The following is a 26,332-nucleotide window of genomic DNA, read 5'->3' as shown; positions in this document are numbered from 1 at the left end:
GTCTAACCCGTCGAAATTCTGTTCACAATGATAGATAACGTGAAGATATTTCGATGTCCTTGTGAGAACGACGGGCGGAGGGTGGAGCATGAGCGATCCCGGCGATTCGACGGTGGGGCGGGAAGAGATCGAGTGGGCGGATGAGGATTGGGTTCCCCTGTCTGCGATTCAACATTACAGCTATTGTCCGCGGCAGTATGCGTTGATCCATATCGAGCAGGCGTGGGCGGAGAATATTTATACGGCCAAGGGGAGATGGGTGCACGAGCGGGTTGATGAAGAAGGGGCGCAATCCCAAGACGGTATACGGGTGTTGACGGGTCTGGCCGTGTGGTCCGATCGGTATGGTCTAGTTGGTAAGTGCGATCGGGTGGAAATTCGAGGCGGCATTCCTTTCCCGGTTGAGTTCAAGTTCGGCAGGATGAAGGCGTCGATCCACGATGAGTTGCAGTTATGTGGACAAGCGTTGTGTTTAGAAGAAATGTTTGGCGTGGCCGTGCCAAAGGGAGCGATTTATCATGTGCAGTCCCGACATCGACGGGAAGTGCTCCTTGACGATAGGCTACGCCAACTGGTTTTGGAAATTGTCGCTGAGATCCGCGGGGTGAATCATCGCGGCGTTCTGCCGCCAGCGGTTAACGACAAGCGGTGCAATCGGTGTTCCCTGGAGCCAATCTGTCTCCCCGATGCGACGGATGGGCATCTGCCGGATCATTGGTCAGACTGGCCTTTGGTGCAACAGGTGGTGGAAGAGAGGCAGCGAGAAGGAACGCGCGACTGACGGAAAAAAAGGGGGGTTATCCGGGAGAACTCCATGCGATGTGGGGGGAGGTTGAAACATGATTCAGGAGGCGATGAACACGCTGTACGTGCAAACAGAGGGGGCGATCCTGCGCTTGGACCACGATAATGTGGTGGTTACCTGGAAGGGGGATCAGAACCGCAGTTCAAGCCCGGAGACCGGGCAAGAGAGGAGCTTGCGCATCCCCCTGCATCATCTTCAGGGCATCGTCGTATTGGGGCGGGCGTTGTCCCAGGTTTCGTGGAAATTTGAAGGTGGCGGTCTCCTGAACCCGTTTGGTATAACGGGATTGGGCACAACAAGAAAGGAGAACGCCACCTATGAAATCAAGGGTACATCAAATTGTGAGAAATGACCAGAGCCTGTTTTCGACACTAGATCCTTTTCAGCAGTTCACCCTCCAACTGTCGCTACTGGACGTGATGGAGAGCGCGAAAGAGGGACTCATGGCCTTGGCGGTTCAAACCGGGCTTCGAGTGATTCAACTCATGATGCGAGAGGAAGTCGAAGCTTTGGTGGGCCCCAAAGGGAAACACAATCCAAAGCGCAAGGCTGTGCGACACGGAAAGGAAAAGGGCTCCGTGATGCTTGGGGGCCGGAAGGTGGCTGTGGAAAAAGTTCGGGTACGCAGCGTCGACGGTCATGAAATCCCGCTGGAGACCTACCAGGCTTTTCAGGATCCAACGCTGCTGACCCAGGCCGCGTTGGAGCGGATGATTCATGGCTTGTCGACCCGAAACTATGCGTTTGGTCTTGAGCCGGTCGGAAACGAGGTGGAAACCTCCGGCACGAGCAAGAGCGCCGTTAGCCGGCGTTTCATTGCCGCCACGAAGAAGCTGCTCGAAAAACTCATGCAGCGGCGCCTGGACGACCGCCGGTACGTGGCGCTAGTTATTGACGGGATCGTCATGGCGGACCACACCGTAGTGGCGGCATTAGGGATTGACGTAGGGGGACAGAAGCAGATCCTGGGCATCTGGGAGGGAGCGACAGAGAATGCGACAGTGTGTAAAGGACTGCTGACCGATCTTGTGGACCGGGGACTGAAAACCGATGATGGGATCCTGGTCGTCATCGACGGGAGTAAGGCTTTGCGTGCCGCAGTACGGGACGTGTTTGGAGAGACGGCATTGGTTCAGCGGTGTCAGGTGCACAAGGAGCGCAATGTCCTGGAGCATCTGCCGGAGAAACAGCGAGATTGGGTCAAGAGGCAATTGCGGGAGGCCTGGCGCCAGGAAACCGAAAAAGAGGCACTGGCGGCCCTGCGGCGCTTGGCGGCACAACTTGAGAAGTCGCATCCAGGAGCAGCAGCCAGTTTGCGCGAGGGGATGGAAGAGACCGTGACCGTGATCCGGCTGGGAGTTCCGGAACTGCTTCGGGGAACTCTGCGCTCGACGAATGCGATCGAATCAGCCAATGAGAAGGTGCGGATGGTGAGTCGGAACGTCAAGCGCTGGCAGAATGGGGAACAGGTGCTGCGCTGGGCGGCTGCAGGATTTTTGGAGGCGGAGAAAAAGTTCAGGACCGTCAAGGGATTTCGCCAAATCCCTCTGCTTCTTGATGCATTACACAAATGTGTACATCCGCAACCACAGCAGGAAAACAAATCCATCACCGCGTAAATTGAAGAAAAAGGCCGTCACGAAAATCCACGACGACCGGGACAACCTCTTGGGGCGTGTATCACTGACGAGTCCGTTGCTCGCCAGGTGCGCCGCGGACGGGCGGTCCGTGGCGGTCCTGAACTCCCGGGGCCGGTTCCTGTACCGTATTGAGGGCCGTCAATCGGGCAATGTATTGCTGCGCGTTGCCCAGCACCGTCTGTTTCGTGAGCCGGCCAAGGCGGTCCCGATTGTTCAGGCTATTCTCGCCGGGAAAATGCACAATAGCCGGCAGGTGCTGCTTCGGGCGGCCCGGGACGTTTCGGAGGAGACGGTGCGCAGTGAGCTCCAGCAGACCGCCGGAGAAATCTCCAGGGATTTGCGCCGCTTGCCGCAGGTTTGCGATTTGGATGCCCTACGTGGTATGGAAGGAATCAACGCAAAACGATATTTTGGCCAATTTTCCAATCTGCTGCGGGGCGACGGGACGTGGCGGTTCACGGGAAGGAATCGCCGACCTCCTCGGGACCCGGTCAATGCAGTTCTCTCTTTTTTATACTCGTTGCTCGGTAACGACTGTACATCTGCCGTCGAGGCCGCGGGCCTGGATCCACAAATCGGCTATTTGCATGCTCTGCGACCGGGGAGGCCTGCTCTGGCCTTGGATCTGATGGAAGAGTTGCGGCCGATTCTGGCCGACCGAACGGCCATCACCCTGATCAATCGCCGACAACTCCGACAGCAGGATTTTGATGCTGTGCCTGGTGGGGCTGTGCTGTTAAACGAAGGCGGGCGGAAAACGGTTCTTGACGCATATCAAAGGCGGAAGCAAGATGCGTGTCGGCACCCGCTTTTCAAGAGACCGATCACGTTCGGAATGTTGCCATATCTCCAGGCCCGGCTTTTGGCCCGGGCTATCCGCAGCGATGCCGTGTACGTTCCATTTTTTTATCGTTGAAAGGGGATCGCCATGTTCATCCTAGTGGCCTACGATATCTACACAGATACGAAGTCGGGCCAAAAGCGCCTGCGCCGGGTGGCCCAGGCTTGCCAACGCGTGGGGCAGAGGGTGCAAAAATCGGTCTTCGAGTGTACATTGGATGAGGTGCGGTACGCCGGCCTCGTGCGCACGTTGAGCCGGATTATGGACAAATCCGAGGACAACATACGGATTTACTGTTTAGGGGAACAGCGACCCCGAAATATTCTCCAACTGGGCCGAAGTCCCGCGGTGAATTTTGAGGATCCGTTGATTTTTTAACATGCCCTTGCTCACCTTGGTGGGCGGGCCATTTTCAAAACTCCCGCCGTTGGTAGAGGCGGACGGACGGCAGCATAGACCCCACAAAAAGCACCGCGGCTGTCAGGAGCAGATAAACCCAAGCCAAGGCTTCTCCGGCTGCGAGGCTCCGGGACCAAGCCCACAGGTGCACGATCCACCCGGTACTTTCGGAACTGACTAAAGCGCGAATGGCTCCCGCCGCAGACCCAATGCCAAAAGCGATCACGAAAACAATGAAACTCAAATACTGTACAAACACCGATCCCAACCAAAAATACAACGGGAGAATGGTCGCGGACCACAGGAGGGCGGCGGTGACCACGCCCCCGAGATGCGCCCAACCCATGGCAGCGGTCTTTGGCCTTTTGACGGCTGCGGGGATCGCTGTGCCCGAACAGCCGGACCGTGCCCGCATCCGGGTGCAACAGGTCCATGATCAGCTTAATCGTCGTCGTCTTGCCGGAGCCATTTGGCCCGATGAAGCCGGTGATATACCCTCTCTTGATCGAAAAGGACACATTGTCCAAGTGAAAGCCCCGGAATGTTTTGCTGACGCCCTCCAAAGTCACCACTTCTTTCATCAGCGCTCCTCCTCGTACAGAATCTCGAGCATGGTTTTGATGTCGTCCAGCCCGAGGCCCAGGGCTCGACACTCTTTCACCACCCTGGCCAGCTGTTCTTCGATTGCCTTGAGCCGCTGTTCTTTTAAGAACGACGGGTTCTGGCCGGCGATGAAGGAGCCCTTGCCCACCACGGAGACGACCAGCCCCTCTTTTTCCAACTCATCGTAGGCGCGCTTCGAAAAATGACGGTGTCAAGGGGTCCCCCCGCCTGGGTACTTGCAAGGGGGTTCTACCTACCGACAGCCGGTTTGATCGCCGGGAACAAATCGGCCGTCCCGCCCGTCTATTAGGATGAGTAGATCGGAAGGTCGAGAGACCGGGAGGGGATTCAGGTGAAAACCGCGATGGCGGCGGGGGCTTTGATGGCTTCATTTGTTGGGGCCGTACCGGGGTTGACGGCGGGCCCGGCGGTGGGCTCCGGGGCGCAGGCGCCGGTGGACCCGGTTTGGCGGGATGTGGTGATTCAAGGGCAGGTCACCGAGGTACAACCCGGGTGGGCGACGGTCAAGGCCGATGATTGGCGTCCGACGTGCCCGCCGGGAAAAGTATGCACACTATACATTATGCTTGGGCCAACATATCGCGTGGATACGTCGACGGCGGAGTTTCAGACTTCCTTCGGGCAGCCGATTGGACAAGGTGAACTGTTCGTCGGGGAGCGGGTCGTGATCTACGGAGTGGTGCCCGAGGTTCCGGGTCAGAAAGGCGGCCCGGCGGCTTCAAAATCTCCCGCTCCTGGATCCGGAGGGGCCCCGAAGGCCGGTGCGGCTACACAGGGTTCGCCCTCGGATAGCGTACCGTTTCTGACTCCCGCCGCGCCGCCGGAGATGTCCGCACCAAGCCAGGGTGCAGCAACGGCGGGAGGCGGCGCTTCGGTGAGCACGCCGCCCAGCGCGAATGCGGATATTGCCCTGCCCCAGCCCGCAGGAAATGGCGATCCGTCCAAACCTCTATTGCTCCGGGCCCGGATCATCGAGGAGATTCAGCCTTCTCCTCAGCCATTGCCCAAGCCTCTTCCCGAGCAGCCCTCGGCCGGAGCCCAGGCGGCCGGGCAGTAGAGCCCAGGGAGAAGAGAATCTGGGGCATGGCGGGCAATCGGCCTTTCTAAGCCCCTCTCTCGGGGTGTTGATCTGAAAAAAACGCGCCGCAAACCTCTTCCTTCAGGAAGAGGATAAGGCGCGTCATTCAGGTGTTCTCTGACTCTCGATATACTGTCGGATAACGGACAGAGGAGCGCCGCCACAGCTCCCGGCGAAATAACTTGGGGACCAGAGATGTCCACCCCATAGCTTTCGGCGAATTTGCGTATAGTTTTTCTTTCGAATCAGGCGGCTGGACACGCCTTTCAGACTGTTCACCAGCGTGGAAATGGCCACTTTGGGTGGATAGGTCACCAAAAGGTGCACGTGGTCATCCTCACCGTCAAATTCCAACAATTCGGCTTCAAAACCTTTACAGACGGAGGCCATAATCTCGCGCAGGTCTTCCAAAATCTCTTTGGTGAACACTCCGCGCCGATATTTAGTCACAAAGACCAAATGGACATGAAGATTATATACGCAATGTCGACCTGTACGGATTTCGTTTGACTTTGTCATAGACCAAGTATATCCTAAAAACATGAAAATTCTCAAGTCATTTCGATTCCGTTTGGAACCGACAACGGAACAATCCCAGTGCCTCACCCGTTACCGGGGATGTGCGCGGTTGGTCTGGAACAAGGCGCTGGCCTTGCAAAAGGGGCGACTGGAGGCCGGGTACCCTTTACTCTCGTATGAGGAGCTTGCCCGGCTCCTGACACTCTGGAGACACAGCGAGGAATACGGGTTTTTGGCGAATGCGCCCATACATCCCCTGCAATGGACGCTCAAGTTCCTGGATCGGGCAATCCGGGCGGCGTTTGACAAGTCCAACCCGGCGCGCTTCCCGACGTTCAAGAAAAAGAACCGGGACGAGGCGGGCCTGCGCTTTCCGGACCCGAAACAGATCAAGCTCAACCTGTCGACTAAGGATGCAGACGGGCGGTGTGTCTTGCCAAAGGTTTGCCTCCCCAAGATCGGGTGGGTGAAGTTCCGCAAGTCCCGGACCATCGACGGGACGATTCGGAATGCCACGGTAACATGGCAAGCCGGGCACTGGTACATCTCTTTCCAGACGGAGATCGACGTGCCGGAGCCGGTTCACCCGTCGGAGTCGGCTGTGGGGATCGACCGGGGAATTGTGCATTTTGCGGCGTTGTCGGACGGCACGTTTGTCGATGCGCCGGGATGGTTCCGGCGGCATGAAAAGAAACTGGCTTGGGAAATGCGGAAGCTGTCGCGGAAGAAAAGGTTCTCGCGAAACTGGCAGAAACAGAAGGCCAGGCTTCAGCGTCTTCATGCGCATATTGCGAATGCCCGGCGGGATTTTCTGCACAAGACCTCCACGGCCATCAGCAAAACCCACGCGATGGTGTTTGTGGAGGATTTGCGGATCCAGAACATGAGCCGGTCAGCCAAGGGGACGAGGGAGAATCCGGGAAAGAACGTGCGGGCCAAGAGCGGGCTGAACAAAGCGATCCTGGACCAAGGGTGGTTCATGTTTCAAACGTTCTTGGGCTACAAGCTCCACTGGTCGGGAGGCTGGCTGGGGACCGTCCCGGCCCCGTACACGAGCCAAAGATGCCCGGTACCGGAATGCGGGCATGTGAGCAATGCGAATCGGCCGAGGCAATCGACATTCCGGTGCGAGAGGTGCGGGTATGAGGGCAATGCCGACACAGTGGGAGCGATGAACATTTTAAGGGCTGGACTGGCCCGGATCGCCTGTTCTCCGGTGTAGCGCCGGGGAGTCGGTTGTTCGACCGATCCAAGGGGTGCAACAAGGCCCCTGGTGGCAGGAAGGAATCCTCCGCCTTCAGGCGGGGGAGGAGGTCAAAATGGAATAACCCGTATGTCGTGTTCAAGGATGGTTGTTCAAAAGCTCGACCAGGGCCATGGTGTCCGGGACCGGGCTTTTTCATTTTGGCGGGAACGACCACCTGGCGGGAATAAAGTGGCACGGCGTGGTACTATATAGGATAGCAATAGCAAATGCAGTGAGGCAGCATCCGAGCCGGATCGCCGGGCAACAGGAACAACTGCCCGGCGACTGAGATGAAGGGATGCAAGAAAACGGCAAGCCGGCTGTCCGAGGCAACCGGCTTGGAGGTTTTCTCAAGATTGGGAGTCGTTCTCACTTCTTGGCGGCAAGCCAAGTGGCGAGGGCTTTGATGTCGTCCTCTTTCATGCTGCTCTTGAACCCGGGCATGGTTCCACCGCCGTTTTCGATCTGCTTTTGAATCTGGTCTTCGGACAGTTTGGCGCCCACCTTGTCCAGCGCGGGTCCGACTCCTCCTTCGAGGTTGGCGCCGTGACACGCCTGGCAATTCTGTTGGTACAAGGCTGTCGCGTCCGCACTGCCGCCGCCAGAACCCGAAGATGAAGACGAGGAAGAGGACGACCCGCTTTGGCTGGAGGTGTTGGGCGTCGAGGCACTGGAGGAACCCGAGCCCGAAGAGGACGGGGAAGATGCAGCGCCGCAACCCGCCACTAACAAAGCGCCTGCCGCGAGGACAGCGAGAAGTTTCTTCATAAAGTAGACCCCTCCTTTTGTCAGTCTCTTACAGAAGTTTAACAGAAATCCCGGGGGGAAGACAGGGACGTTCTGGGCCATATTTGTGAACGAAAGGGGAACAGATCGTGAACAATGGAATTGACGCCGCAATCCGATATGCCGAGGCAGAAAATGAAAGATTTTTAGAGGAGCTCAAGGATTTTATTCGCATTCCGAGCATCAGTGCCCTGTCCGAGCACAAGGGGGATGTCCTGGCGGCGGCCCGCTGGTTGGTGGATGCGCTGACCCGGGCGGGGGTGCAGGGGGCGCGGCTGGTGGAAACGGCGGGGAATCCCGTGGTATATGGAGAGTGGATGGGCAAACCTGGAGCTCCGACAGCGCTGATTTATGGCCATTATGACGTCCAGCCCGTGGATCCTTTGAACCTTTGGCAGTCGCCGCCCTTTGAACCCAAGGTGCGGGATGGGAAAATCTACGGCCGGGGTACGAGCGATGACAAGGGCCAGGTTTTCATGCACGTGAAGGCGGTCGAAGCGTGGCTAAAGACTGTCGGAGAACTCCCGGTGAACGTAAAATTCTGCTTTGAAGGCGAGGAAGAGGTGGGCAGCGGGAGTCTGCCGGGGTGTCTGGAGGCGAACCGGGATCTTTTCCAGGCGGATGTGCTGGTGATTTCCGACACCTCCATGCTGGCCCCCGGGCGTCCGGCGATCTGTTACGGGCTCAGGGGGATGGCGGCTCTGCAGGTGGATGTGTACGGTGCGAAGGGAGACCTGCATTCCGGGATCTACGGAGGCGGCGTACCCAACCCCATCCACGCCCTGGTGGAAATCCTGGCGTCCATGCACGGGCCCGATGGCCGGGTGCGGGTCGAGGGGTTCTACGATCGGGTGCGGGAGTTGACTCCCGAGGAGCGGGAGGCGATCCGGGAACTCGGCTTCGACGAGGGGGCGTTGGCCCGGGACCTTGGCCTGCCGGCCCTGGTTGGGGAGGCGGGCTATAACTATGTGGAGAGGACCACCGCCAGACCGACCCTGGAGATCAACGGGATCTACGGCGGATTTCAGGGGGAGGGGACGAAGACGGTGATCCCCGCCGAGGCCCACGCGAAGATCACCTGTCGGCTGGTTCCGGATCAGGAGCCTGGCGAAATCATGGATCTCATCGCGGCTCACGTGTCCCGGCACGCGCCGGCGGGCGTTCGGGTGGAGGTGCGGCGGTTTGACGGCGGGCGGCCCTACGTGGCACCCCTGGATCATCCGGGCATTCAGGCGGCGATCCCGGCGTACGAGGCGGTGTACGGTACAGGGCCGGTGTTCACCCGATTGGGCGGATCCATTCCTATTGTGGAGGATTTTCATCGCATTCTCGGTTTGACCGCGGTGATGATGGGGTTCAGTTTACCGACCGAAAATAACCACGCGCCAAACGAGCATTTTGACCTGGAGAATTTTAAGAAAGGGATTCAGACGCTGTGCGTGTATTGGAATGAGCTCGCCCGTCGGGGGTTAACGTAACGAGTTGAAAGAGGCGGCGCCACGGGGTCCCCGGGGGTATGAGCGTATCTCGCTGTGACTTTTTGGCCTTGCTGGGAGGACGAACTGCGGGAGGAGGCTTTGACCATGCGGGTGGCGTTTTTGTCGGACATTCACGGCAATGTCGAGGCTCTTGATGCGGTGTTGGCGGATGTGCGGAGGCGGGGTGTTGACCGTATCGCAGTGCTGGGGGATATCGCCTATCGCGGCCCGGAGCCCGCCCGGGCGGTGGAGAAGGTGCGGGAGTTGGCGGCGGCCGGCGCCGAGGTGATTCAAGGCAATGCCGACCTGTGGGCGGTACGGGGCGTGGAGGCCGGCGAGGTGCCGGACCCGTTTTTGGAGATTATGTGCCGGGAGCAGGAGTGGACCGCCGGCCGGCTGACGGCAGACCAGGTGCGGTACCTGGAGGAACTTCCGGAGGACATCTTTTGGGATCTCGAAGGAGTGCGGATTCACGCCTTTCACGCCACGCCCACCAATTTGTTCACCGCAGTGTGGCCGGATGCCTCCGCTGAAGTATTAGAGGGGCGGCTGATGGTCAAACCGGCGGTGGACGTCTATGTGTACGGGCATATTCACCTGCCCTATGTGCGCTATCTCCGGGGAAAATGTGTGGTGAACACCGGCAGTGTCGGCCTGCCCTTCGACGGCCTGCCCCAGCCGTCTTACGCCCTGCTCGAGGTGGAGACCGGGCGGTTTCGGGTGACCCTGGAGCGGGTGCCCTATGACGCGGACCGGGCGGCGGAGCGTTTGCGACAAGTGGATTATCCGAATCTACAAATGATGCGGGTGATTCGGGAGGCGATCAGTCCTTTCGGATGAGGAGTAGGGGGTATTGTCGGTGAGAACCATGGTTTTGCTCTTTTCGCACAGCCTGATGTCGGAGCAGGAGGAGGAGGCCCGGGAACGATGGGGGGTGGGGCGGTTTGCGGCCCTACCCGCGGAGCTGCAGGAGCGGTGGTCCCAGATTCCCCCGGAGGGGCCTTTTCCCGCGGATTGGCTGGACCCGATCTGGAACTGGATCGAACAGGAGACGGTGCCGGGTGACCTCGTGCTTGTGCACGGCGAACCCGGCGCCATTTTGCTGGCGGTGGCGTGGTGTCGGCGGCACGGGCGGATTCCGCTCTATGCCACCACCCGGCGGGAATACACTTCAGTGCCGCGGCCGGACGGCGGGGTAGAAAATCGGCACGTATTTCGGCACGTGCAATTCCGGGAATACCCGAGTTTACCGGATGATACGGGCACTCCCCGTTCGGATTAAGGGCGGGGGAGGTGTCCGGCCGATTGCGGCCCGAACCGGCCGAGGGAGCCGGCCGGGGACTCACAAAGTTACAAGTCATCCAGGGTGCCGAAGGTGTACCCTTGGGCCTTCAGGTCGGTTAAGATCCGCCACAGCGACTCGGCGTTATCTTTGGAAACCGCGTGGAGAAGAAGCGCCGCTCCGTTTTGCACTCCCATCATGACCCGATTGTATGCGTATTCTGCCCCTTTCTGTCCCCGGGATCCCAGTCTCTATAGGCAAAACTCCAGAAAACGCTGCGATATCCCAGATCTTCGGCCAGTTTCAGCGTGGGTTCACTGAACTCCCCACCCGGGGGCCCAAGGTAGGGCATTTCTTTCCCCGTTTGTTTGCGAAACGCCTGATCTACTTGGAGGATTTCGTTCGTGAACCGCGCATCGGACACTGTCGGCGTCGGACAATTCGCGGGGACAAACATATATTGAAAATTCCCTCAAGAAAACGAGAGATGACGCATTAACGGTAGATTTCTTACCATAAACGCGGTTAATCCCTGAAAATGCGGGTTGATGACAAAAGATTTGATCGCTAGAATGAACATATAGGTTATATAAATTAACACATAGGATGAAATTGTCACCGATAACACCCTATATGTCGTAAATGCTTACAAAATCGCAACAAGAAAGGAGTGAAGGAACGTGCGACACGGGGATATATCCAGCAGTCATGATACCGTTGGGGTGGCAGTCGTCAACTATAAGATGCCCCGACTGCACACCAAGGCGGAGATCCTGGACAATGCCCGGCGGATAGGCGATATGGTCATCGGCTTAAAACAAGGATTGCCTGGCATGGATTTGGTGATTTTTCCCGAGTACAGCACCCAGGGAATCCTGTACGACCCCGACGAAATGATGGCTTTGGCCGCTCAGGTTCCCGGTGAAGAAACGGAGATTTTTGCCACGGCCTGCCGCCGGGCCGGTGTGTGGGGCGTCTTTTCCATCACAGGAGAGCGGCACGAAGACCATCCGAACAAACTCCCCTACAACACCCTCATCCTCATGAACCCCCGGGGTGAGATCGTCCAAAAATACCGCAAAATCATGCCCTGGGTGCCCATTGAGCCCTGGTACCCCGGGAGCGGGACCCACGTCTCCGAAGGGCCGAAGGGCTTGCGGATCAGCCTGATCGTGTGCGACGACGGGAACTACCCCGAGGTGTGGCGGGATTGTGCCATGAAAGGGGCCGAACTGATCGTCCGCTGTCAAGGCTACATGTACCCCGCCAAGGACCAGCAGGTGATCATGGCCAAGGCCATGGCCTGGGCGAACAACGTGTACGTCGCCGTCGCCAACGCCAGCGGGTTCGACGGCGTGTACTCGTATTTTGGCCACTCCGCCATCATCGGGTTCGACGGGCGCACCCTTGGGGAGTGCGGGACCGAGGAAAACGGTTTCCAGTACGCGGAACTTTCCCTGTCCCAGATTCGGGATTTCCGGCGAAACGCCCAGTCCCAGAATCATCTCTATAAGCTTTTGCACCGGGGGTACACGGGCATCCTGCGCTCAGGGGAGGGCGAGGCCGGTGTAGCAGAGTGCCCATACGAGTTTTACCGAACCTGGGTGATGGACCCGGAAGAAGCCCGGCGCCGGTCCGAGGCGATCACCCGGAGCACCCCGGGAACGCTGGAATGCCCTGTTCCAGGGATCCCCGTCTTCGCCTCGCCCTGCGGATGCGGGGGCGATTGTACGCCGTCGCTAGAGGGCGGGGCGGGGGACTCGTTCGCTGACCGGGAAACCGGGAGCACCGTCCAACCCGGGGACACGTTCACGAAGGAGCCGGTTGGCTAGTGCGTCCCCCTTTGTTAGGGAGGGCGGTCGCTGGCCTTCGAGGAACGGGGCGACCGCCTTAGCTGGGCGGCTTGCGCCAGCTGGGACTCCCACCTGGCCGCCCCGCCGGGACGCCCATCCACCCAGGGGCGCATCACGCCTCGGTGCCGCCCGTGGGGGATGACCACCAGGGGCGAAGCCCACCACCCCGGCCGGGCCGGGCCTGGTCTGACGTGACCAATAGGAGATCAGGCGCCTCCCGGCGGGGGCCGGGCACCGGCTTCCCCTGGCGCTAGTGCCCCAATACACCCCCGGCGGCGCCCGGCGGGAGATCCGCCGGCCGCCCGCCGATTTCTCTGAGATCCCTGAAAGGAGGCCTGTCGTGATGAACTCCCATTCTCCCGTTTCCCCGGGTGCTCCGAAGGCGCGGCCGAAACGCACCTTCCACCGCTGGGTCAACAACCCGATTCTCGAAGACTACGCGTTGAGGTATGCCCCGAAGTCTTTCAGAAAGTGGAGCGAGTTCGCCGTGTTCAGCTCGGCCATCGGTGGTATCGCCTACATGGCCGATTTCGCCATCGGGGGGTCGGTGGCCATCTCTTACGGGTTCACCAACGCCCTCTGGGCCATCCTCGTAGCGGCGGCGGTGATTTTTCTGACAGGCCTCCCCATCGCCTACTATGCCGCCAAATATAACATCGACATGGACCTGCTTACCCGGGGCGCGGGTTTTGGCTATCTCGGGTCCACACTGACCTCGCTCATCTATGCCTCATTTACGTTTATCTATTTTTCGCTGGAAGGGTCCGTCATGGCCCAGGCCCTGAATCTGTACTTCGGCATGTCCCTGGGCTTGGCCTACCTCCTGTGTGCCTTGGTAATCATCCCCATGGTGATCTACGGGATGACCTTCCTGTCGAAGCTGCAGATGTGGACCCAGCCGATTTGGCTGATTCTCATGGTTCTTCCTTTCGTGGTGATTTTCGCGAAAGATCCCGGGAGCCTCGCGGCCTGGACCACCTTCGGGGGGCACTCGCCGTCCGGGGCGGGCTTTTCCGGCCTCGCTTTCGGGCTCGCGGCCGGGGTGGTCCTGTCGCTCATCGCCCAGATCGGCGAGCAGGTGGACTACCTGCGCTTTATGCCCGACAAAACCCCGGCTAACCGGGTTAAATGGTGGTGGGCGGTGGTGCTGGCCGGCCCGGGGTGGGTAATTCTCGGGGCCCTCAAGCAGCTCGGCGGGTCGTTTCTCGCTTCGTACATTGCCCCGACGGTGGGGTTGCAATTGGCGAACGAGCCGATTCACATGTATACCGTGGCTTTCGAGCAACTGATCCCCAGTGGGTTCGCCGCGCTGACGTTGGCCGCGTTCTTCGTGGTGCTGTCCCAGGTGAAGATTAACGTGACCAACGCGTATTCGGGGTCACTGTCCTGGTCGAACTTTTTCTCGCGGCTGTTTCATTTTCACCCCGGTCGGGTGGTGTGGTTGTTTCTCAACGTGGGGATTGCCCTTTTGCTCATGGAGGTCGGGGTCTTTGGGTTCTTGAACACAGTTCTCGGGTTTTATTCGAACGTCGCCGTCGCCTGGATCGGAGCGGTGGTGGCGGACTTGGTGATTAACAAAAGCCTGCTCAAGATTAGCCCGTCCTACGTGGAGTTCAAGCGGGCTCACCTCTACAATTTCAATCCCGTGGGCTTTGGCTCGATGGTGATCGCCTCGGCGGTGTCCATAGCCGCGTATTTTGGCGCCTTTGGGCCGGTCATGCAGGCCTTTTCTCCCTTTGTCTCCCTGGGTTTGGCCATCGTGCTCGCTCCGGTGATCGCCTTGATCACAAAGGGAAAATATTACATCGCCCGGGAAAATTCGTGGGTTCAAGGGGCTCACGGGTCACAAGATGGTCGGATCCACGTGATCGCCGGCTCAGCCGGGGGCGAGGGACCCAGCGGGGTGGCTGGTCTTGGTGGACATCGGCACGGGGATGGAGAAGAAGAACTGGCGTGCGGGGTTTGCGCCTTCGAATACGAGCGGGCGGATATCACGCACTGTCCCTTCCACGGTGCGACGATTTGTTCCCTGTGCTGCAGTCTGGAGAAAGAGTGTCATGATATGTGCAAAAAAGAGCCGGCCGTGGAGGTGGCTTCCGGAGCTGCCGTCGAGATGCATTAGGAGTCGGGTGGCCAGGATTTCCCCCTTCACCCGCCGGAGGAAAAGGGGGAGCCGGTGTCCTGGACTTGTCCGGGGAATCCCGATTCGACGGGGATGTCTGGGACGGGGGACGCCGGGGGCAGAATCCACGAGACACAGTGGGCGTTGCGCGCGGCTTGAAAGCGCAACGCCCTCACTTGTTCAGCGACGCGATCCCGAGACGCCGCCCGTTGGGTCAGGGCCTCTTGGACGGCCCGGGTCAAGCGGGCCGGGTCCACTTGTCGAAACCTCACCCCTGCGATCTCGCTCTTGGATCCCACACGATGAACAACCGGGGCGATATCGGTGGCACCAGTTTGGACATCCAGGTGCTTTTCCAGGCGTAAAAAGCAGTGCTACGGATAAAATTGTGCCCGTGACCCACTTCACGTCGACCGAATCCTCTGGGACGCCGCCCCCGGTTTTGGGAGTCCGGATGCGCAACAAGGTTACGATTCCCTAAATCTGGAAGCTGTATTCGTCCCTGAAGGAGTCGCACCGCAGAGGTGCGCTCGCCAAGGATCGGTTGATCCACGGACGATGCCTGGGTAAGATGGAAAGGGAAGGAGGGGCCGTCGTGAACGACACGATACGTTTGATACAAGACCATCGGTCCGTACGGGAGTATTTGCCCCGCGAAGTATCTGAGGAGATGATCGAGGAGATCGTGCGCAGCGCGCAATCGGCGGCCACTTCAAGCTTCGTTCAGGCTTACACCGTGATCGCCGTTCGAGACCCGAAGATAAAACGAGAACTGGCCGAGTTGTCCGGCAATCGGCACGTCGAGACTTGTTCGGTGGCTCTGGTGTTTTGTGCAGACGCGAGGCGGATGATGGAGGCCGCAGGGGCTGGGGGCAGAGCGGGTGAGCTTTCGAACACCGAACTTTTTATCGTGGCCACCGTGGATACTGCCTTGGCGGCGGAGAATGCCGCCCTGGCCGCTGAATCGATGGGGTTGGGAATCTGTTTCGTCGGGGGGATCCGCAATCAGATACGGGAGGTGACCCGGCTGTTAGAGATCCCGCGCTTCGTTTACCCGGTATTTGCGCTGACGGTGGGCTATCCCGCCGAGCGACCGGAGAAAAAGCCGCGGCTGCCCGTAGAGGCTGTGCTGCACCGGGATCGATACGAACCGGACCGGGATGCGCACATTGCCGACTATGATCAGATGGTGAGCGCTTATTACCGCGCTCGGACCGAGGGGAAACGCACCCACGGGTGGAGTGAATACGTGGCCCAGGTTCTTCAGGCGCCCCGCCGGCCCTTTATGTTCGATTACCTTCGGGAACAGGGATTTTTGGAAGATACGCGGGGGAAATCTCGCCAAAGCTGACCCTGCCGGCGGCGGACTGCAGAGGGGCAGTCCGCCGCCCACCACAGGGGTAGCCCAGGCGGATGAATGGTGCGTGTTTTCAATCCGGCTCAGTCCTCGGTTTAACTCCCGGCGGCATGGTGCCTCTTTTGATTCGTGAGCAGACCGGCCGTGAGAACTCCGACGATGACGAGGACGATGGTCGTCCAGTACAGCACAGAGTTGTCAAATACCGTTTGCAGCAGTGGTTCGTCGGCGATCATTTTTCCCGCCGTCCACGCCAAGACCCCACCGCCCACGTAGATGAGCCACGGGAAACGATCCATGAGCTTCACGATGAGGGTGCTGCCCCACACGACGAGGGGAATACTGATCAAAAGGCCCAAGAAAACGAGAATCCAATGACCATGAGCTGCTCCAGCCACCGCCAGGACATTGTCTAAGCCCATGGCAGCGTCGGCGACGACGATGGTCCGGATGGCTGCCCGAAGACCGACGGCCGCTTCCGCCACGGCCATGGTGCCGGCAACCTTCCCTAACTCCGACCTGCCCTCTTCATGAGGCCTGCTTTCCTGAACGAGTAATTTGTAAGAAATCCAGATTAAGAGCAGTCCCCCCGCAAGGAGAAGACCGGGGATCTCGAGCAGCCACACCGCGACGAAGGTGGCGAGGATGCGAACGGCGATAGCGATCAGGGTACCCCATACAATCGCTTTTTTCTGTAGGTCCTTCGGGAGGGTCCTAGCCGACATTCCGATCACGACGGCGTTGTCGCCGGCCAGCACCAGGTCGATGATAACAATGGCCAAAAGCGCGGAGAAAAATGCCGCTGAAAGAAACTCCAACCCACTCGCCTCCTACCTTGAGATTGTCCTCGTTGGATGAAGAGCATGCGCCGCGACGGATGTCAAAAGACATTCATGATAGGGTCGCGATCAATAAAAAAGACCTTTACCGCTTTTCGGTAAAGGTCTCGCTCACAACGTCACCGTTGCCGCAAAGCCGGGGGCCGCAACCCCGTACTGACGACTTTGCCGTTCCGCTACTCCCCTTTGGAGACATATACACCTTGTGCCCATATTCTACAGTTAATAGAATGAGGGCGTCAAGAGGTTTGCCCCAAAAAGGAGGCGAAAGTTATGATAGATTATATGACCGTTCTCGAAATGTTATCTGCTTTGGAAAGAGGTGCGATGACTCGGGAGGCATTGGCCACCCGGGTTCGGGAACAACTGAACGTTCTGGAGCCGAAAGTTCAGGCGTTTTTATATGTGGATCCGGAGGCGGCGGATCGCATTGCGGATCCCCCCGGGTCTGGCCCGCTGTCCGGGATACCCGTGGGCGTGAAAGACATGATCGATGTCGCCGGCATGCCGACGACCGGGGGTTCTCGAGCCTATCACAGGACGGCGGACGAAGACGCCCCTTGTGTTGCAAAGCTTCGGGCAGCGGGGGCGGTGATCGTCGGGAAGACCAACACCCAGGAGTTGGCGTACGGGGTGATCACGCCTCCTACCCGTAACCCCCGAAACCTCGAGTACATCCCCGGGGGCTCAAGTGGAGGTTCGGCCGCGGCGGTGGCCGCGGGGATGGTGGCGGCAGCTCTGGGGACGGATACCGGCGGTTCCGTTCGCATTCCGGCATCGTGTTGCGGGATTGTTGGCTTTAAGCCGACGAGAGGCCGAATTTCCACCCAAGGGGTGATGCCCCTCAGCACCACCTACGACCACGTGGGGGTCCTCACCCACACCGTCTCCGATGCTCGCTACTTATTTCATTTATTGACGGAGCATCCTGGGGATTCCCTGATTCCCGCTGCGGATGGGCGCGCTGAACGTCCCAGACCCGGGGAGCGGGCTTCTCACGACCGCCTGCTCGCCGTGCCCTGGGACTACATCCGCGAGAGGACAGATCCAGAAATCGTTCAAATATTCGAAGATGCCCTCGGCATTTTTCGCCATTTGGGGTATGGATTTGAAGCTGTGGAGATGGAGCCCTTTGACGAATGGAAAGCGCTTCAACTGACCGTTCGCCTTCCCGAGGCGTATCTCACCCACCGGGAGGTGCTTGAGGGGCCCCGGCGGGGACTGCTCCAGGGGGATCTTGCCGAAAGGCTCGATCCCGGTCGAGAGGTCTTCGCTTTGGACTATTTGGCGGCCCAAGCGATTCGGAGGGAGAAGATTGCCGACTGGACCCGGAAAATGGGAAGATACGCCGGGCTCGTGATGCCGACTTTACCCTGCCCCGTTCCCAAGGTGGGCCAAGAGCAGGTGCAGATCCAGGGCTATGACGTACCTGTTTGGGATGCGTTGGTGTCCATGACTGCGCCGTGGAATGTCGTAGGATTTCCCGCCGTGTCGGTGCCCTGCGGGGTGGATAGCCGAGGATTGCCCGTCGGTCTCCAGGTGGTCGGCTCGCCGATGGACGACGACGGACTGCTGGATCTAGCGGCGCAATTCCAAGCCGCCGCCGGGATTCGGCTATGATGAAGTCGGCCCCGCTCGTTTGTCCCATGACGGAGGCTCAAGGCGGGGCCGCCAACCGGATCAACCGCGGGAGCCGTGGATTCATATCTTTGGCCTTTCGTTGTGATACGCCATGGCCAATCGCCGGGCGGCCTCAACAAGCCTCTCTTCTGGCGCCAAAAGCCCTACCCGGACATATCCCTCGCCGTGCGGCCCGAACCCCACCCCTGGAGCCACCACGACGTGAAAGGTTTCCAGTACCCGCTCGGCGAATCCTTCGCTGGTCTCGCCCGGGGGGACCGGGAGCCAGCAGAAAAACGATCCCTCCGGGGGCTGAACCGGATAACCGAGGCGCCGCAACTCTCCACAGAACGCATTGCGCCGATTCTCATAGGTACGGCGCATCGTTTCAACGGGCTCTAACGGCCCCGTCAAGGCCGCAATGCCCGCCCTTTGGACGGCGCCGAATACACTGCAGTAAAAATGGTCGTGAACCAGTTCCAAGAGCTGGATGACATCGGCCCGGCCCACCGCGAAAGCCAGGCGCCACCCCGCCATGTTGAAGGTCTTGGAGAACGAGTAGAGCTCGATCCCCACGTCTTTGGCTCCGGGAACCTGTAGAAAGCTCGGCGGCACCTTGCCGTCAAAACCGATGGCCCCATAAGCGAAATCCTGGAAGACCACGATCTCGTGCCGCTGGGCAAACCGGACTGCTGTCTCGAAAAAGGCGAGGTCTGCCGCCGCTCCGGTGGGGTTGTTGGGGTAATTCAAAAACATCAACTTGGCCCGGTCGGCCACGTCGGAAGGTATTTCGGCAAAATACGGAAGGAATCGGCGTTCCGCCCGAAGGGGCATCGGTACCATCTCTGCTCCGGCCCAGGCGATCCCCGATAAGTAATCCGGATAACCCGGATCCGGGACCAGGCAGACATCTCCTGGGTTGAGCAAAGCCGGGCTGATCTCCACCAACCCGGTTTTGCCCCCCGGAAGGATGGCCACCTCGCGCTCGGGAGCCAGATCGACGCCGTAGCGGTCTGCATACCATTTGGCGGCCGCGCGTTTCAATTCCGGGAGCCCGCGAAACGGCGGATAGCGATGTGTGGCGGGATCTTCTGCCGCTTGCTGCAAAGCCTCGACGATATGGCTCGGCGTCGGCAGGTCGGGGTTGCCCTGGCCGAGATTAATGACATCAAATCCTTGTTCCACGTAACGTGCCGCTTCGGCGGTGAGGCGTGCAAAAAATTGTTTGGGCAACCGCGAGATGCGGTCTGCCGGGTGAAGGGTCCCCACGTGACTCCATCCTTTCCGTTCGACTCGCTAAATTTCATCTTAGCACAAACCCTCTCTTCTGTTCGCGGAAGTCGCAGATTTTGTATACTAAAAGGAAGGAAAGGACCTGACGGGCGAGATTTCGTGGAGCCCGGGATCCGAGAGAAACTTCGAAGGGGGAGAGCCATTGGAAGAGGGGGCGATGGAACAGGGAAGTACTCCGGGCCTGTCCCGGGGACTTTTGAGCCGGCACATCGTGATGATGTCCCTCGGCGGCGTGATTGGCGCCGGGATGTTTCTCGGCAGCGGTTCGACGATCCATTTGGCCGGGCCGGCGGTGGTGGTGGACTATCTCGTGGGCGGAATTCTGCTTTTGTTCGTTCTTTTTGCCCTGGCGGAGATGTCCATTCACAAACCGGTGGCCGGATCCTTTTTGGTCTATGTCAGGCAGTACGTCGGGCCGATGTTCGGTTATCTGGCCGGTTGGCTGTATTGGTTTTGCTGGGTTTTGGTCTTGGCGGCGGAATGCACCGCCGGGGCGACCTTTTTACACTTTTGGCTTCAGGGGGTCCCCCTGTGGGTCCTCAGCCTCATCATCTCCCTGGCGTTGACGATTGTGAATTTGTTTCAGGTGCGCGCCTACGGGGAATTTGAGTTTTGGTTTGCGGGGATCAAAATCGTCACCATCATTCTTTTTTCCCTGCTCGGGTTTTTGCTTCTCGTCGGCGCGGTTCCAGGGCATCCGGCCATCGGGTTCGGCAACCTTACCGCCCGTGGAGGATTTTTCCCCACCGGCTTCAGCGGTTTGGCCGGCGCGCTGCTGGTGGTGATGTTTTCTTATGGTGGCAGTGAGATGATCGGGCTGACGGCAGCGGAGACCCGAGACCCCGGCCGGACCATTCCCCGGGCGATGGTCGGAGTGGTGTGGCGGACCGTCCTATTTTACGTGTTGCCGCTTCTGGTGATCGTAGCCCTGGTGCCTTGGACCACAGTGGGGACCGGGGAAAGTCCCTTTGTGATCTGAAAAAAACGCGCCGCAAACCTCTTCCTTCAGGAAGAGGATAAGGCGCGTCATTCAGGTGTTCTCTGACTCTCGATATACTGTCGGATAACGGACAGAGGAGCGCCGCCACAGCTCCCGGCGAAATAACTTGGGGACCAGAGATGTCCACCCCATAGCTTTCGGCGAATTTGCGTATAGTTTTTCTTTCGAATCAGGCGGCTGGACACGCCTTTCAGACTGTTCACCAGCGTGGAAATGGCCACTTTGGGTGGATAGGTCACCAAAAGGTGCACGTGGTCATCCTCACCGTCAAATTCCAACAATTCGGCTTCAAAACCTTTACAGACGGAGGCCATAATCTCGCGCAGGTCTTCCAAAATCTCTTTGGTGAACACTCCGCGCCGATATTTAGTCACAAAGACCAAATGGACATGAAGATTATATACGCAATGTCGACCTGTACGGATCTCGTTTGACTTTGTCATAGACCAAGTATATCCTAAAAACATGAAAATTCTCAAGTCATTTCGATTCCGTTTGGAACCGACAACGGAACAATCCCAGTGCTTCACCCGTTACCGGGGATGTGCGCGGTTGGTCTGGAACAAAGCGCTGGCCTTGCAAAAGGGGCGGCTGGAGGCCGGGTACCCTTTGCTCTCGTATGAGGAGCTTGCCCGGCTCCTGACACTCTGGAGACACAGCGAGGAATACGGTTTTTTGGCCAACGCCCCTGTGCACCCTTTGCAATGGACGCTCAAGTTCCTGGATCGGGCAATCCGGGCGGCGTTTAACAAGTCCAGCCCGGCGCGGTTCCCGACCTTCAAGAAAAAGAACCGGAACGAGGCGGGCCTGCGCTTTCCGGACCCGAAACAGATCAAGCTCGACCTGTCGACCAAGGATGCGGACGGGCGGTGTGTCTTGCCGAAGGTTTTCCTGCCCAAGATCGGGTGGGTGAAGTTCCGCAAGTCCCGGACCATCGACGGGACGTTTCGGAATGCCACGGTAACATGGCAGGCCGGGCACTGGTACATCTCTTTCCAGACGGAGATCGACGTGCCGGAGCCGGTTCACCCGTCGGAGTCGGCTGTGGGGATCGACCGGGGAATTGTGCATTTTGCGGCGTTGTCGGACGGCACGTTTGTCGATGCGCCGGGATGGTTCCGGCGGCATGAAAAGAAACTGGCTTGGGAAATGCGGAAGCTGTCGCGGAAGAAAAGGTTCTCGCGAAACTGGCAGAAACAGAAGGCCAGGCTTCAGCGTCTTCATGCGCATATTGCGAATGCCCGGCGGGATTTTCTGCACAAGACCTCCACGGCCATCAGCAAAACCCACGCGATGGTGTTTGTGGAGGATTTGCGGATCCAGAACATGAGCCGGTCAGCCAAGGGGACGAGGGAGAATCCGGGAAAGAACGTGCGGGCCAAGAGCGGGCTGAACAAAGCGATCCTGGACCAAGGGTGGTTCATGTTTCAAACGTTCTTGGGCTACAAGCTCCACTGGTCGGGAGGCTGGCTGGGGACCGTCCCGGCCCCGTACACGAGCCAAAGATGCCCGGTACCGGAATGCGGGCATGTGAGCAATGCGAATCGGCCGAGGCAAACGACATTCCGGTGCGAGAGGTGCGGGTATGAGGGCAATGCCGACACAGTGGGAGCGATGAACATATTAAGGGCTGGACTGGCCCGGATCGCCTGTTCTCCGGTGTAGCGCCGGGGAGTCGGTTGTTCGACCGATCCAAGGGGTGCAACAAGGCCCCTGGTGGCAGGAAGGAATCCTCCGCCAAAAGGGGGAGGAGGTCAAGAGCGCCGAACAGCGCTTGGGGATTTGGACAAGTCTTGGGGCGATGGCCGTGATGCTCGTTGGATATGGGTTTGTCCGGCGCGAGTCTCGTAGAGAAGTGAGGCCTTGAAATTGGCATACGATGGAACAGTCAGGGAGTTGGGGCGGACGGGACGTGTTCCGGTGGATGAGGGTTCTTATCCCGGGACGACCCGATCCGGCCGGGTAAAAGGTTTTGTTATGGTGTTGGCCGCGGCCGTGTTCTGGGGGTTGTCCGGGACGGCCGCTCAGGTGTTGTTTCAGGGGGAGGGGTTTCGCCCGGAGTGGCTCGTGACCGTGCGAATGGGGCTATCCGGGATGATCTTGGTGCTGGGGACGGCGGTGTTTGCGGGGCCCCGGGCGGCCTTGGGGCCTCTCGTGCATCTCGTGGACGCGCTGAGGTTAACGCTGTTTGGGATCTTCGGGATGCTGGGGGTGCAGTACTCGTATTTTGCTTCGGTGGCCGAGGGCAATGCCGCTACGGCCACGCTGCTCCAGTACTTGGCCCCGGCGATGATCGTCCTTTACGCGGCGGCGAGGTCGCGGCGAATGCCCGGCCTTCGGCAAATCGCCGCGGTCGGTCTGGCCTTGGCGGGGACGTTTTTGCTTGTGACCGGCGGGCAGATCCAGGCGCTAACTGTGCCCTGGACGAGTGTGGTGTGGGGGCTGGCCTCCGCCGTGACGTTGGCTTTTTACACGGTGTACCCCGGAGGGTTGTTGCGCCGCTACGGGGCGCCGGCCACGGTGGGGTGGGCGATGGTGGTGGGGGCGGCGGTGCCGGCCCTGGGCGGGGCGCTTCAGCCCGGGCCGGCGGTGCCCGGGGAGACGTGGTGGATCGCCTGGGGCCTCACCGCCTTTGTCGTGCTCTTTGGCACATTGGTGGCGTTTCTGTTTTATCTCACCAGTCTGCGTTTTCTAACCCCGGCTGAGACCAGCCTTTTGGCCAGTGCCGAGCCACTTTCGGCGGTGGTGTCGGCGGCGCTGTTTCTCCACGTGAACCTGGGCATGACCGGGGCGGCGGGGGCCGCGTGCATCCTCGCTGCCGTGGTGCTGCTGGCCCGGTCCAAGTGACCTTTGGTTGCTCGGTGACGAAGGGACATTAAGAACCGAGCTTGGCCGAGTTCTGGGCCGGCAGCACCAGTTGCTGATACGTGTTGAACAGTCGCGGGTACGTCAGGAACCCCAGGACCATGCTGGTGAGGGCGGCGGAGGCGAGGATGGCGAAGAGGATTAAAAGCTGGTACCGAACGGCTTGGATGGGGTCGGCCCCGGCGATAATTTGTCCGGTCATCATTCCCGGCAACTGGACCAGCCCGGTGGTTTTGGTGCTGTCGATCGTGGGAATCATCCCGGCGCGCACCGCCGTCTTGAGCACCGGTTGGATCGCCTGGCGCGGGGTGCCACCGAGGGAGAGGATCAGGTTGATCTCTTCCTTGCGGTTTTCCGCCTCCGCCCGAAGCCGATTGAGAAACAGGCCGGCCACCACCATGGCGTTGCCGATGATCATCCCGCTGATCGGAATCACATATTGCGGGGTGGGTGGCACGATTCGCATGAGGAGAAGGAACGCTTGGGTGACCGCCTCGGTTAAGGTGAGGGCGAACAGGATCCGCAGGTGGATCCCCGGCATGCCCCGGCCGCGCTTGGCGGCGTTAAAGGTGGCCACCACCAGCATGAGGAGGATCATGGCGAGGATGAGGGCGGGACCTTGGATGCTGAAGACGACCTTTAATATGTATCCGACGATGAGGAGCTGGACGGTAGCCCGGACTGTGGAAACGATCATGTCTTTCTCCATTCCCAGGCGCTGCCAGAGGGAGAGAATCAGCGCCAGGACGACAAATCCAAGGGTAAACGATAAGGCGAGCAGACTCATACAGACCCCCCTTTTGTCGTAAATGGCTCAGACGTTTCGCCCGGTTGAATGTGTCCGCCCGCCAAGAACCGAAGGGTGAGAGGATTGTCGGGCTGCATAAAAAAATCCTCCGTGGCTTTGGCCTCGATAATCTCCCCGGCCGCCATGAGCCAGGTCCAATCCCCCACCCGCCGGGCCTGGTCCAGATCGTGGGTGACCCAGAGGATCGTCACCCCGCGAGAATGACAAAGATCGGTCAGAAAAGTCTCCACCTCCCGCACCGCAGAGGGATCCAGGGCGGAGGTGACTTCGTCCAACAACAGAATGCGCGGTTCCAACACCAGTGCCCGGGCGAGGCCCAGCCGTTGCAACTGACCGCCGGATAATTCCCTGGCATCCTGATCGAGAAGCTCCCTGGGCAGCCCTACCATTTCCAAGAAGTCTTCCGGGTGATCGAGGGGTCGGCCCTGAAGCCGGGCGCCGAGGATGAGGTTGTCCCGCACCGACCCCGGAATCACGGGAGGCCGCTGAAACACCAGGGCGGCGGTGCGCCGGAGAGCAGGCGGATCCCACGCGCTGGCCTCCCGGCCGAACACGAACACCCGGCCCTCATCCGGTGTGACCATCAAGTTGACCAATGACAATAACGTACTTTTGCCAGATCCCGACGGCCCCACCAAGGTGAGGATCGCCCCGGCAGGCACCTCCCCGCTGATCCCGCGAAGAGCCCTCACCGGACCCCGGGCGGTTACAAAAGTTTTTGACACCTCTTCAAACCAGACGGCCTGATTGTCCGAAATCCTGTCCGCCACGTGCGATCCTCCTGTTCCGGAGTGTGTACACATATAGAATCATTCCACAGGGGTCCTTGGAATTCCTCCAAAAGGACGGTGAAGGCGTCCCCCCTTCACTCATTTTGGGGAGACCCCTTCCTTCACCCTCGAAGAAGCCGAACTGCTCCATCGGTTCTGCACAGTTCTGTTGGACGTGCCGGAGGTCTCGGCCCGGTTCATCACGTCGGGGGATTGGAAGGGATCCCGCGGCACCACCTTTTGACCTCGTCATTTTTGACGAAGCCTCACAAGTTCCCACATGTGAGGCGGTGGGTGCCATGGCCCGGGGGCGGAACGTCATCGTGGTAGGGGATCCGAATCAACTTCCGCCGACGAGTTTCTTCACGTCAACAAACCGGGATTCCGAGGATAAGGACCTTTCCGAGGATTTGGAGAGCGTTTTGGACGATTGCCTGGCCATCGGAATGCCGCAAGGATTCTTGCTATGGCATTATCGAAGCCGTCGCGAAGGACTGATTTCATTTAGCAACCGCCATTATTATGACAACAAATTGCTCACATTTCCCTCCCCCGATGAACTTGTGCCCAGTGTGAAACGCGTACATGTGGCGCTTGGGGAATTAAGCGGATTGGCCACCGATTGCGGATGCGATTGGACGAAGTTGTAACACTTATGCGCCCCAAGTGTACAATCCAAGACCAGAGGCCGTTCTTCTGGCCGAGGGATGTCGATCCCGCCACCTACATTCGGTTTCGCATCCGCGAGGGGGATGCCGAACGCCGGGACGCTGCTGACTTGCCCGTTCAAGAAGTGGCATCGGCGGTCCAATATATTCTAGAAGGCCAGATCAGTTTGCCCAAAGACCAATTGATTCGGGAGCTCGCAAGGCTGTTCGGGTATCAGCGCTTAGGGTCTGCGGTGGAAACCGCACTGGAACGGGGTGTGCATGAGGCCATCGAACGCGGCTTCGTACGTTGGGAGCCCGACAGAGAACGGGTTGTGTACAAGGGGGACATGTTCCGCTGACTACCGCGACGACTTGGCGGTAGTGCGTCGCGGAGGTCGGTTCAGGTGGCACGCGACCGCCTCATGGTGTGCCGGGGGGAGGGCGGATCAAACGCCCG

The 26,332-nt window shown here is 59.4% G+C and carries 31 protein-coding genes and 1 pseudogene; 19 read left to right on the top strand and 13 right to left on the bottom strand.

Annotated features, from left to right (window positions below):
• Positions 1-88: 88 nt before the first annotated feature.
• Genes cas4 through cas2 form a run of 5 tightly spaced genes read left to right on the top strand, consistent with a single transcriptional unit; the run spans position 89 to position 3,664 of the window.
• Positions 89-781, top strand: a complete 693-nt coding sequence (gene cas4, locus CVV65_RS13875) for a CRISPR-associated protein Cas4 (RefSeq protein ID WP_100668632.1) — start codon at positions 89-91, stop codon at positions 779-781.
• Between the two features lie 58 nt (positions 782-839).
• Positions 840-1,157: a CRISPR-associated endonuclease Cas1 gene (locus tag CVV65_RS16595; RefSeq protein ID WP_133121317.1), complete on the top strand. Its 318-nt coding sequence runs from the start codon at positions 840-842 to the stop codon at positions 1,155-1,157.
• On the top strand, positions 1,123-2,424 hold the full coding sequence (locus CVV65_RS13865) for an IS256 family transposase (RefSeq protein WP_232796624.1): 1,302 nt from the start codon (positions 1,123-1,125) through the stop codon (positions 2,422-2,424). The genes CVV65_RS16595 and CVV65_RS13865 overlap by 35 nt, the downstream gene beginning before the upstream one ends.
• 49 nt (positions 2,425-2,473) lie before the next feature.
• Positions 2,474-3,361 (top strand): type I-C CRISPR-associated endonuclease Cas1c, encoded by an 888-nt coding sequence (cas1c, locus tag CVV65_RS13860; protein ID WP_232796629.1) that lies wholly within the window; start codon positions 2,474-2,476, stop codon positions 3,359-3,361.
• A 12-nt stretch (positions 3,362-3,373) separates the two neighbouring features.
• A complete protein-coding gene (cas2, locus tag CVV65_RS13855; RefSeq protein WP_100668630.1) occupies positions 3,374-3,664 on the top strand; it encodes a CRISPR-associated endonuclease Cas2 in 291 nt (96 codons plus the stop codon).
• A 34-nt stretch (positions 3,665-3,698) separates the two neighbouring features.
• Here cas2 and CVV65_RS13850 read toward each other — a convergent pair whose 3' ends face one another.
• The 3 genes and pseudogenes from CVV65_RS13850 to CVV65_RS13840 form a co-directional block, all read right to left on the bottom strand.
• Positions 3,699-4,031, bottom strand: coding sequence for an ABC-2 transporter permease (locus CVV65_RS13850; RefSeq protein WP_157935534.1), 333 nt, complete (start codon positions 4,029-4,031; stop codon positions 3,699-3,701).
• A 40-nt stretch (positions 4,032-4,071) separates the two neighbouring features.
• A pseudogene (locus CVV65_RS13845) lies at positions 4,072-4,266 on the bottom strand (ATP-binding cassette domain-containing protein); the annotation flags it as partial.
• A complete protein-coding gene (locus tag CVV65_RS13840; protein ID WP_198592035.1) occupies positions 4,266-4,466 on the bottom strand; it encodes a GntR family transcriptional regulator in 201 nt (66 codons plus the stop codon). The pseudogene CVV65_RS13845 and the gene CVV65_RS13840, both read right to left, overlap by 1 nt.
• 174 nt (positions 4,467-4,640) lie before the next feature.
• On the opposite strand from CVV65_RS13840, the gene CVV65_RS13835 reads away from it, so the two are divergent.
• Entirely contained in the window at positions 4,641-5,366 is a 726-nt protein-coding gene (locus tag CVV65_RS13835; RefSeq protein WP_100668628.1) for a hypothetical protein, read from the top strand.
• A gap of 123 nt (positions 5,367-5,489) precedes the next feature.
• Here CVV65_RS13835 and tnpA (CVV65_RS13830) read toward each other — a convergent pair whose 3' ends face one another.
• Positions 5,490-5,906, bottom strand: a complete 417-nt coding sequence (tnpA, locus tag CVV65_RS13830) for an IS200/IS605 family transposase (protein WP_100669540.1) — start codon at positions 5,904-5,906, stop codon at positions 5,490-5,492.
• A gap of 22 nt (positions 5,907-5,928) precedes the next feature.
• Between tnpA (CVV65_RS13830) and CVV65_RS13825 the strand changes: the two genes are divergently transcribed.
• The gene (locus CVV65_RS13825) at positions 5,929-7,128 is read left to right on the top strand and encodes an RNA-guided endonuclease InsQ/TnpB family protein (protein WP_100668627.1); all 1,200 of its coding nucleotides are present in this window, start codon (positions 5,929-5,931) and stop codon (positions 7,126-7,128) included.
• Between the two features lie 393 nt (positions 7,129-7,521).
• Here the strand turns inward: CVV65_RS13825 and CVV65_RS13820 are convergent, their stop codons facing one another.
• A complete protein-coding gene (locus CVV65_RS13820; RefSeq protein WP_157935533.1) occupies positions 7,522-7,920 on the bottom strand; it encodes a c-type cytochrome in 399 nt (132 codons plus the stop codon).
• 107 nt (positions 7,921-8,027) lie between these two features.
• Between CVV65_RS13820 and CVV65_RS13815 the strand changes: the two genes are divergently transcribed.
• The 3 genes from CVV65_RS13815 to csx20 all read left to right on the top strand — a co-directional run bounded on the left by CVV65_RS13815 (position 8,028) and on the right by csx20 (position 10,698).
• Positions 8,028-9,416 carry a dipeptidase gene (locus tag CVV65_RS13815; RefSeq protein ID WP_100668625.1) on the top strand — a complete coding sequence of 463 codons (1,389 nt, stop codon included), beginning with the start codon at positions 8,028-8,030 and terminating at the stop codon, positions 9,414-9,416.
• A 105-nt stretch (positions 9,417-9,521) separates the two neighbouring features.
• Positions 9,522-10,256 carry a metallophosphoesterase family protein gene (locus CVV65_RS13810; protein ID WP_100668624.1) on the top strand — a complete coding sequence of 245 codons (735 nt, stop codon included), beginning with the start codon at positions 9,522-9,524 and terminating at the stop codon, positions 10,254-10,256.
• A 28-nt stretch (positions 10,257-10,284) separates the two neighbouring features.
• On the top strand, positions 10,285-10,698 hold the full coding sequence (gene csx20, locus CVV65_RS13805; protein ID WP_232796792.1) for a CRISPR-associated protein Csx20: 414 nt from the start codon (positions 10,285-10,287) through the stop codon (positions 10,696-10,698).
• A gap of 68 nt (positions 10,699-10,766) precedes the next feature.
• On the opposite strand, the gene CVV65_RS17310 is transcribed toward csx20, so the two are convergent.
• Both CVV65_RS17310 and CVV65_RS17460 read right to left on the bottom strand, forming a co-directional pair.
• Complete coding sequence (locus CVV65_RS17310; RefSeq protein WP_269148825.1) at positions 10,767-10,889, bottom strand: hypothetical protein; 123 nt, start codon at positions 10,887-10,889, stop codon at positions 10,767-10,769.
• Between the two features lie 5 nt (positions 10,890-10,894).
• Positions 10,895-11,155, bottom strand: a complete 261-nt coding sequence (locus tag CVV65_RS17460; protein ID WP_100668622.1) for a polysaccharide deacetylase family protein — start codon at positions 11,153-11,155, stop codon at positions 10,895-10,897.
• 223 nt (positions 11,156-11,378) lie between these two features.
• Between CVV65_RS17460 and CVV65_RS13795 the strand changes: the two genes are divergently transcribed.
• Together CVV65_RS13795 and CVV65_RS13790 are read left to right on the top strand one after the other, a co-directional pair.
• Positions 11,379-12,530, top strand: a complete 1,152-nt coding sequence (locus CVV65_RS13795; protein WP_100668621.1) for an aliphatic amidase — start codon at positions 11,379-11,381, stop codon at positions 12,528-12,530.
• Positions 12,531-12,894: 364 nt separating this feature from the next.
• The gene (locus CVV65_RS13790; RefSeq protein ID WP_100668620.1) at positions 12,895-14,673 is read left to right on the top strand and encodes a purine-cytosine permease family protein; all 1,779 of its coding nucleotides are present in this window, start codon (positions 12,895-12,897) and stop codon (positions 14,671-14,673) included.
• Positions 14,674-14,699: 26 nt separating this feature from the next.
• On the opposite strand, the gene CVV65_RS13785 is transcribed toward CVV65_RS13790, so the two are convergent.
• On the bottom strand, positions 14,700-14,945 hold the full coding sequence (locus CVV65_RS13785) for a hypothetical protein (protein WP_133121315.1): 246 nt from the start codon (positions 14,943-14,945) through the stop codon (positions 14,700-14,702).
• A gap of 323 nt (positions 14,946-15,268) precedes the next feature.
• Between CVV65_RS13785 and nfsA the strand changes: the two genes are divergently transcribed.
• Positions 15,269-16,024: an oxygen-insensitive NADPH nitroreductase gene (gene nfsA, locus CVV65_RS13780; RefSeq protein ID WP_232796628.1), complete on the top strand. Its 756-nt coding sequence runs from the start codon at positions 15,269-15,271 to the stop codon at positions 16,022-16,024.
• Positions 16,025-16,125: 101 nt separating this feature from the next.
• On the opposite strand, the gene CVV65_RS13775 is transcribed toward nfsA, so the two are convergent.
• Positions 16,126-16,848 (bottom strand): TerC family protein, encoded by a 723-nt coding sequence (locus CVV65_RS13775; protein ID WP_100668618.1) that lies wholly within the window; start codon positions 16,846-16,848, stop codon positions 16,126-16,128.
• 294 nt (positions 16,849-17,142) lie between these two features.
• On the opposite strand from CVV65_RS13775, the gene CVV65_RS13770 reads away from it, so the two are divergent.
• The gene (locus tag CVV65_RS13770; RefSeq protein ID WP_100668617.1) at positions 17,143-18,489 is read left to right on the top strand and encodes an amidase; all 1,347 of its coding nucleotides are present in this window, start codon (positions 17,143-17,145) and stop codon (positions 18,487-18,489) included.
• Positions 18,490-18,570: 81 nt separating this feature from the next.
• On the opposite strand, the gene CVV65_RS13765 is transcribed toward CVV65_RS13770, so the two are convergent.
• The gene (locus tag CVV65_RS13765) at positions 18,571-19,758 is read right to left on the bottom strand and encodes an aminotransferase class I/II-fold pyridoxal phosphate-dependent enzyme (protein WP_100668616.1); all 1,188 of its coding nucleotides are present in this window, start codon (positions 19,756-19,758) and stop codon (positions 18,571-18,573) included.
• A 166-nt stretch (positions 19,759-19,924) separates the two neighbouring features.
• On the opposite strand from CVV65_RS13765, the gene CVV65_RS13760 reads away from it, so the two are divergent.
• The gene (locus tag CVV65_RS13760) at positions 19,925-20,761 is read left to right on the top strand and encodes an amino acid permease (RefSeq protein ID WP_100668615.1); all 837 of its coding nucleotides are present in this window, start codon (positions 19,925-19,927) and stop codon (positions 20,759-20,761) included.
• A gap of 47 nt (positions 20,762-20,808) precedes the next feature.
• Here the strand turns inward: CVV65_RS13760 and tnpA (CVV65_RS13755) are convergent, their stop codons facing one another.
• Positions 20,809-21,225, bottom strand: coding sequence for an IS200/IS605 family transposase (gene tnpA / locus CVV65_RS13755; RefSeq protein WP_100669540.1), 417 nt, complete (start codon positions 21,223-21,225; stop codon positions 20,809-20,811).
• A gap of 22 nt (positions 21,226-21,247) precedes the next feature.
• Here tnpA (CVV65_RS13755) and CVV65_RS13750 point away from each other — a divergent pair, with 22 nt between their 5' ends.
• Both CVV65_RS13750 and CVV65_RS13745 read left to right on the top strand, forming a co-directional pair.
• A complete protein-coding gene (locus tag CVV65_RS13750; protein ID WP_100668614.1) occupies positions 21,248-22,447 on the top strand; it encodes an RNA-guided endonuclease InsQ/TnpB family protein in 1,200 nt (399 codons plus the stop codon).
• 255 nt (positions 22,448-22,702) lie between these two features.
• Positions 22,703-23,629 carry a DMT family transporter gene (locus CVV65_RS13745; RefSeq protein WP_232796627.1) on the top strand — a complete coding sequence of 309 codons (927 nt, stop codon included), beginning with the start codon at positions 22,703-22,705 and terminating at the stop codon, positions 23,627-23,629.
• Between the two features lie 28 nt (positions 23,630-23,657).
• Here CVV65_RS13745 and CVV65_RS13740 read toward each other — a convergent pair whose 3' ends face one another.
• Complete coding sequence (locus CVV65_RS13740) at positions 23,658-24,434, bottom strand: ABC transporter permease (RefSeq protein ID WP_100668613.1); 777 nt, start codon at positions 24,432-24,434, stop codon at positions 23,658-23,660.
• Entirely contained in the window at positions 24,431-25,225 is a 795-nt protein-coding gene (locus CVV65_RS13735) for an ABC transporter ATP-binding protein (protein ID WP_100668612.1), read from the bottom strand. Before CVV65_RS13735 ends, CVV65_RS13740 begins: the two co-directional genes overlap by 4 nt.
• Positions 25,226-25,248: 23 nt before the next feature.
• Here CVV65_RS13735 and CVV65_RS17305 point away from each other — a divergent pair, with 23 nt between their 5' ends.
• Together CVV65_RS17305 and CVV65_RS13725 are read left to right on the top strand one after the other, a co-directional pair.
• Positions 25,249-25,875: a DEAD/DEAH box helicase gene (locus CVV65_RS17305; protein WP_269148824.1), complete on the top strand. Its 627-nt coding sequence runs from the start codon at positions 25,249-25,251 to the stop codon at positions 25,873-25,875.
• A gap of 5 nt (positions 25,876-25,880) precedes the next feature.
• The gene (locus tag CVV65_RS13725) at positions 25,881-26,234 is read left to right on the top strand and encodes a hypothetical protein (protein ID WP_133121314.1); all 354 of its coding nucleotides are present in this window, start codon (positions 25,881-25,883) and stop codon (positions 26,232-26,234) included.
• The last annotated feature ends 98 nt before the right edge of the window (positions 26,235-26,332 follow it).

The sequence above is a fragment of the Kyrpidia spormannii genome (genome assembly GCF_002804065.1).
GTDB classification, from domain to species: Bacteria; Bacillota; Bacilli; order Kyrpidiales; family Kyrpidiaceae; genus Kyrpidia; species Kyrpidia spormannii.
This window is presented reverse-complemented; position numbering and strand designations above follow the sequence as displayed.

Bases quoted from the DNA above. Each gene is read 5' to 3' on its own strand.
- csx20 (WP_232796792.1), top strand. From the start codon at position 10,285: ATGGTTTTGCTCTTTTCGCACAGCCTGATGTCGGAGCAGGAGGAGGAG.
- cas2 (WP_100668630.1), top strand. From the start codon at position 3,374: ATGTTCATCCTAGTGGCCTACGATATCTACACAGATACGAAGTCGGGC.
- CVV65_RS13750 (WP_100668614.1), top strand. From the start codon at position 21,248: ATGAAAATTCTCAAGTCATTTCGATTCCGTTTGGAACCGACAACGGAA.
- CVV65_RS13810 (WP_100668624.1), top strand. From the start codon at position 9,522: ATGCGGGTGGCGTTTTTGTCGGACATTCACGGCAATGTCGAGGCTCTT.
- tnpA (WP_100669540.1), bottom strand. From the start codon at position 5,906: ATGACAAAGTCAAACGAAATCCGTACAGGTCGACATTGCGTATATAAT.
- CVV65_RS17460 (WP_100668622.1), bottom strand. From the start codon at position 11,155: ATGTTTGTCCCCGCGAATTGTCCGACGCCGACAGTGTCCGATGCGCGG.
- cas4 (WP_100668632.1), top strand. From the start codon at position 89: ATGAGCGATCCCGGCGATTCGACGGTGGGGCGGGAAGAGATCGAGTGG.
- CVV65_RS13825 (WP_100668627.1), top strand. From the start codon at position 5,929: ATGAAAATTCTCAAGTCATTTCGATTCCGTTTGGAACCGACAACGGAA.
- CVV65_RS13790 (WP_100668620.1), top strand. From the start codon at position 12,895: ATGAACTCCCATTCTCCCGTTTCCCCGGGTGCTCCGAAGGCGCGGCCG.
- CVV65_RS13725 (WP_133121314.1), top strand. From the start codon at position 25,881: ATGCGCCCCAAGTGTACAATCCAAGACCAGAGGCCGTTCTTCTGGCCG.
- CVV65_RS13865 (WP_232796624.1), top strand. From the start codon at position 1,123: ATGAAATCAAGGGTACATCAAATTGTGAGAAATGACCAGAGCCTGTTT.
- CVV65_RS13740 (WP_100668613.1), bottom strand. From the start codon at position 24,434: ATGAGTCTGCTCGCCTTATCGTTTACCCTTGGATTTGTCGTCCTGGCG.
- CVV65_RS13820 (WP_157935533.1), bottom strand. From the start codon at position 7,920: ATGAAGAAACTTCTCGCTGTCCTCGCGGCAGGCGCTTTGTTAGTGGCG.
- CVV65_RS13770 (WP_100668617.1), top strand. From the start codon at position 17,143: ATGATAGATTATATGACCGTTCTCGAAATGTTATCTGCTTTGGAAAGA.
- tnpA (WP_100669540.1), bottom strand. From the start codon at position 21,225: ATGACAAAGTCAAACGAGATCCGTACAGGTCGACATTGCGTATATAAT.
- CVV65_RS16595 (WP_133121317.1), top strand. From the start codon at position 840: ATGATTCAGGAGGCGATGAACACGCTGTACGTGCAAACAGAGGGGGCG.
- CVV65_RS13850 (WP_157935534.1), bottom strand. From the start codon at position 4,031: ATGGGTTGGGCGCATCTCGGGGGCGTGGTCACCGCCGCCCTCCTGTGG.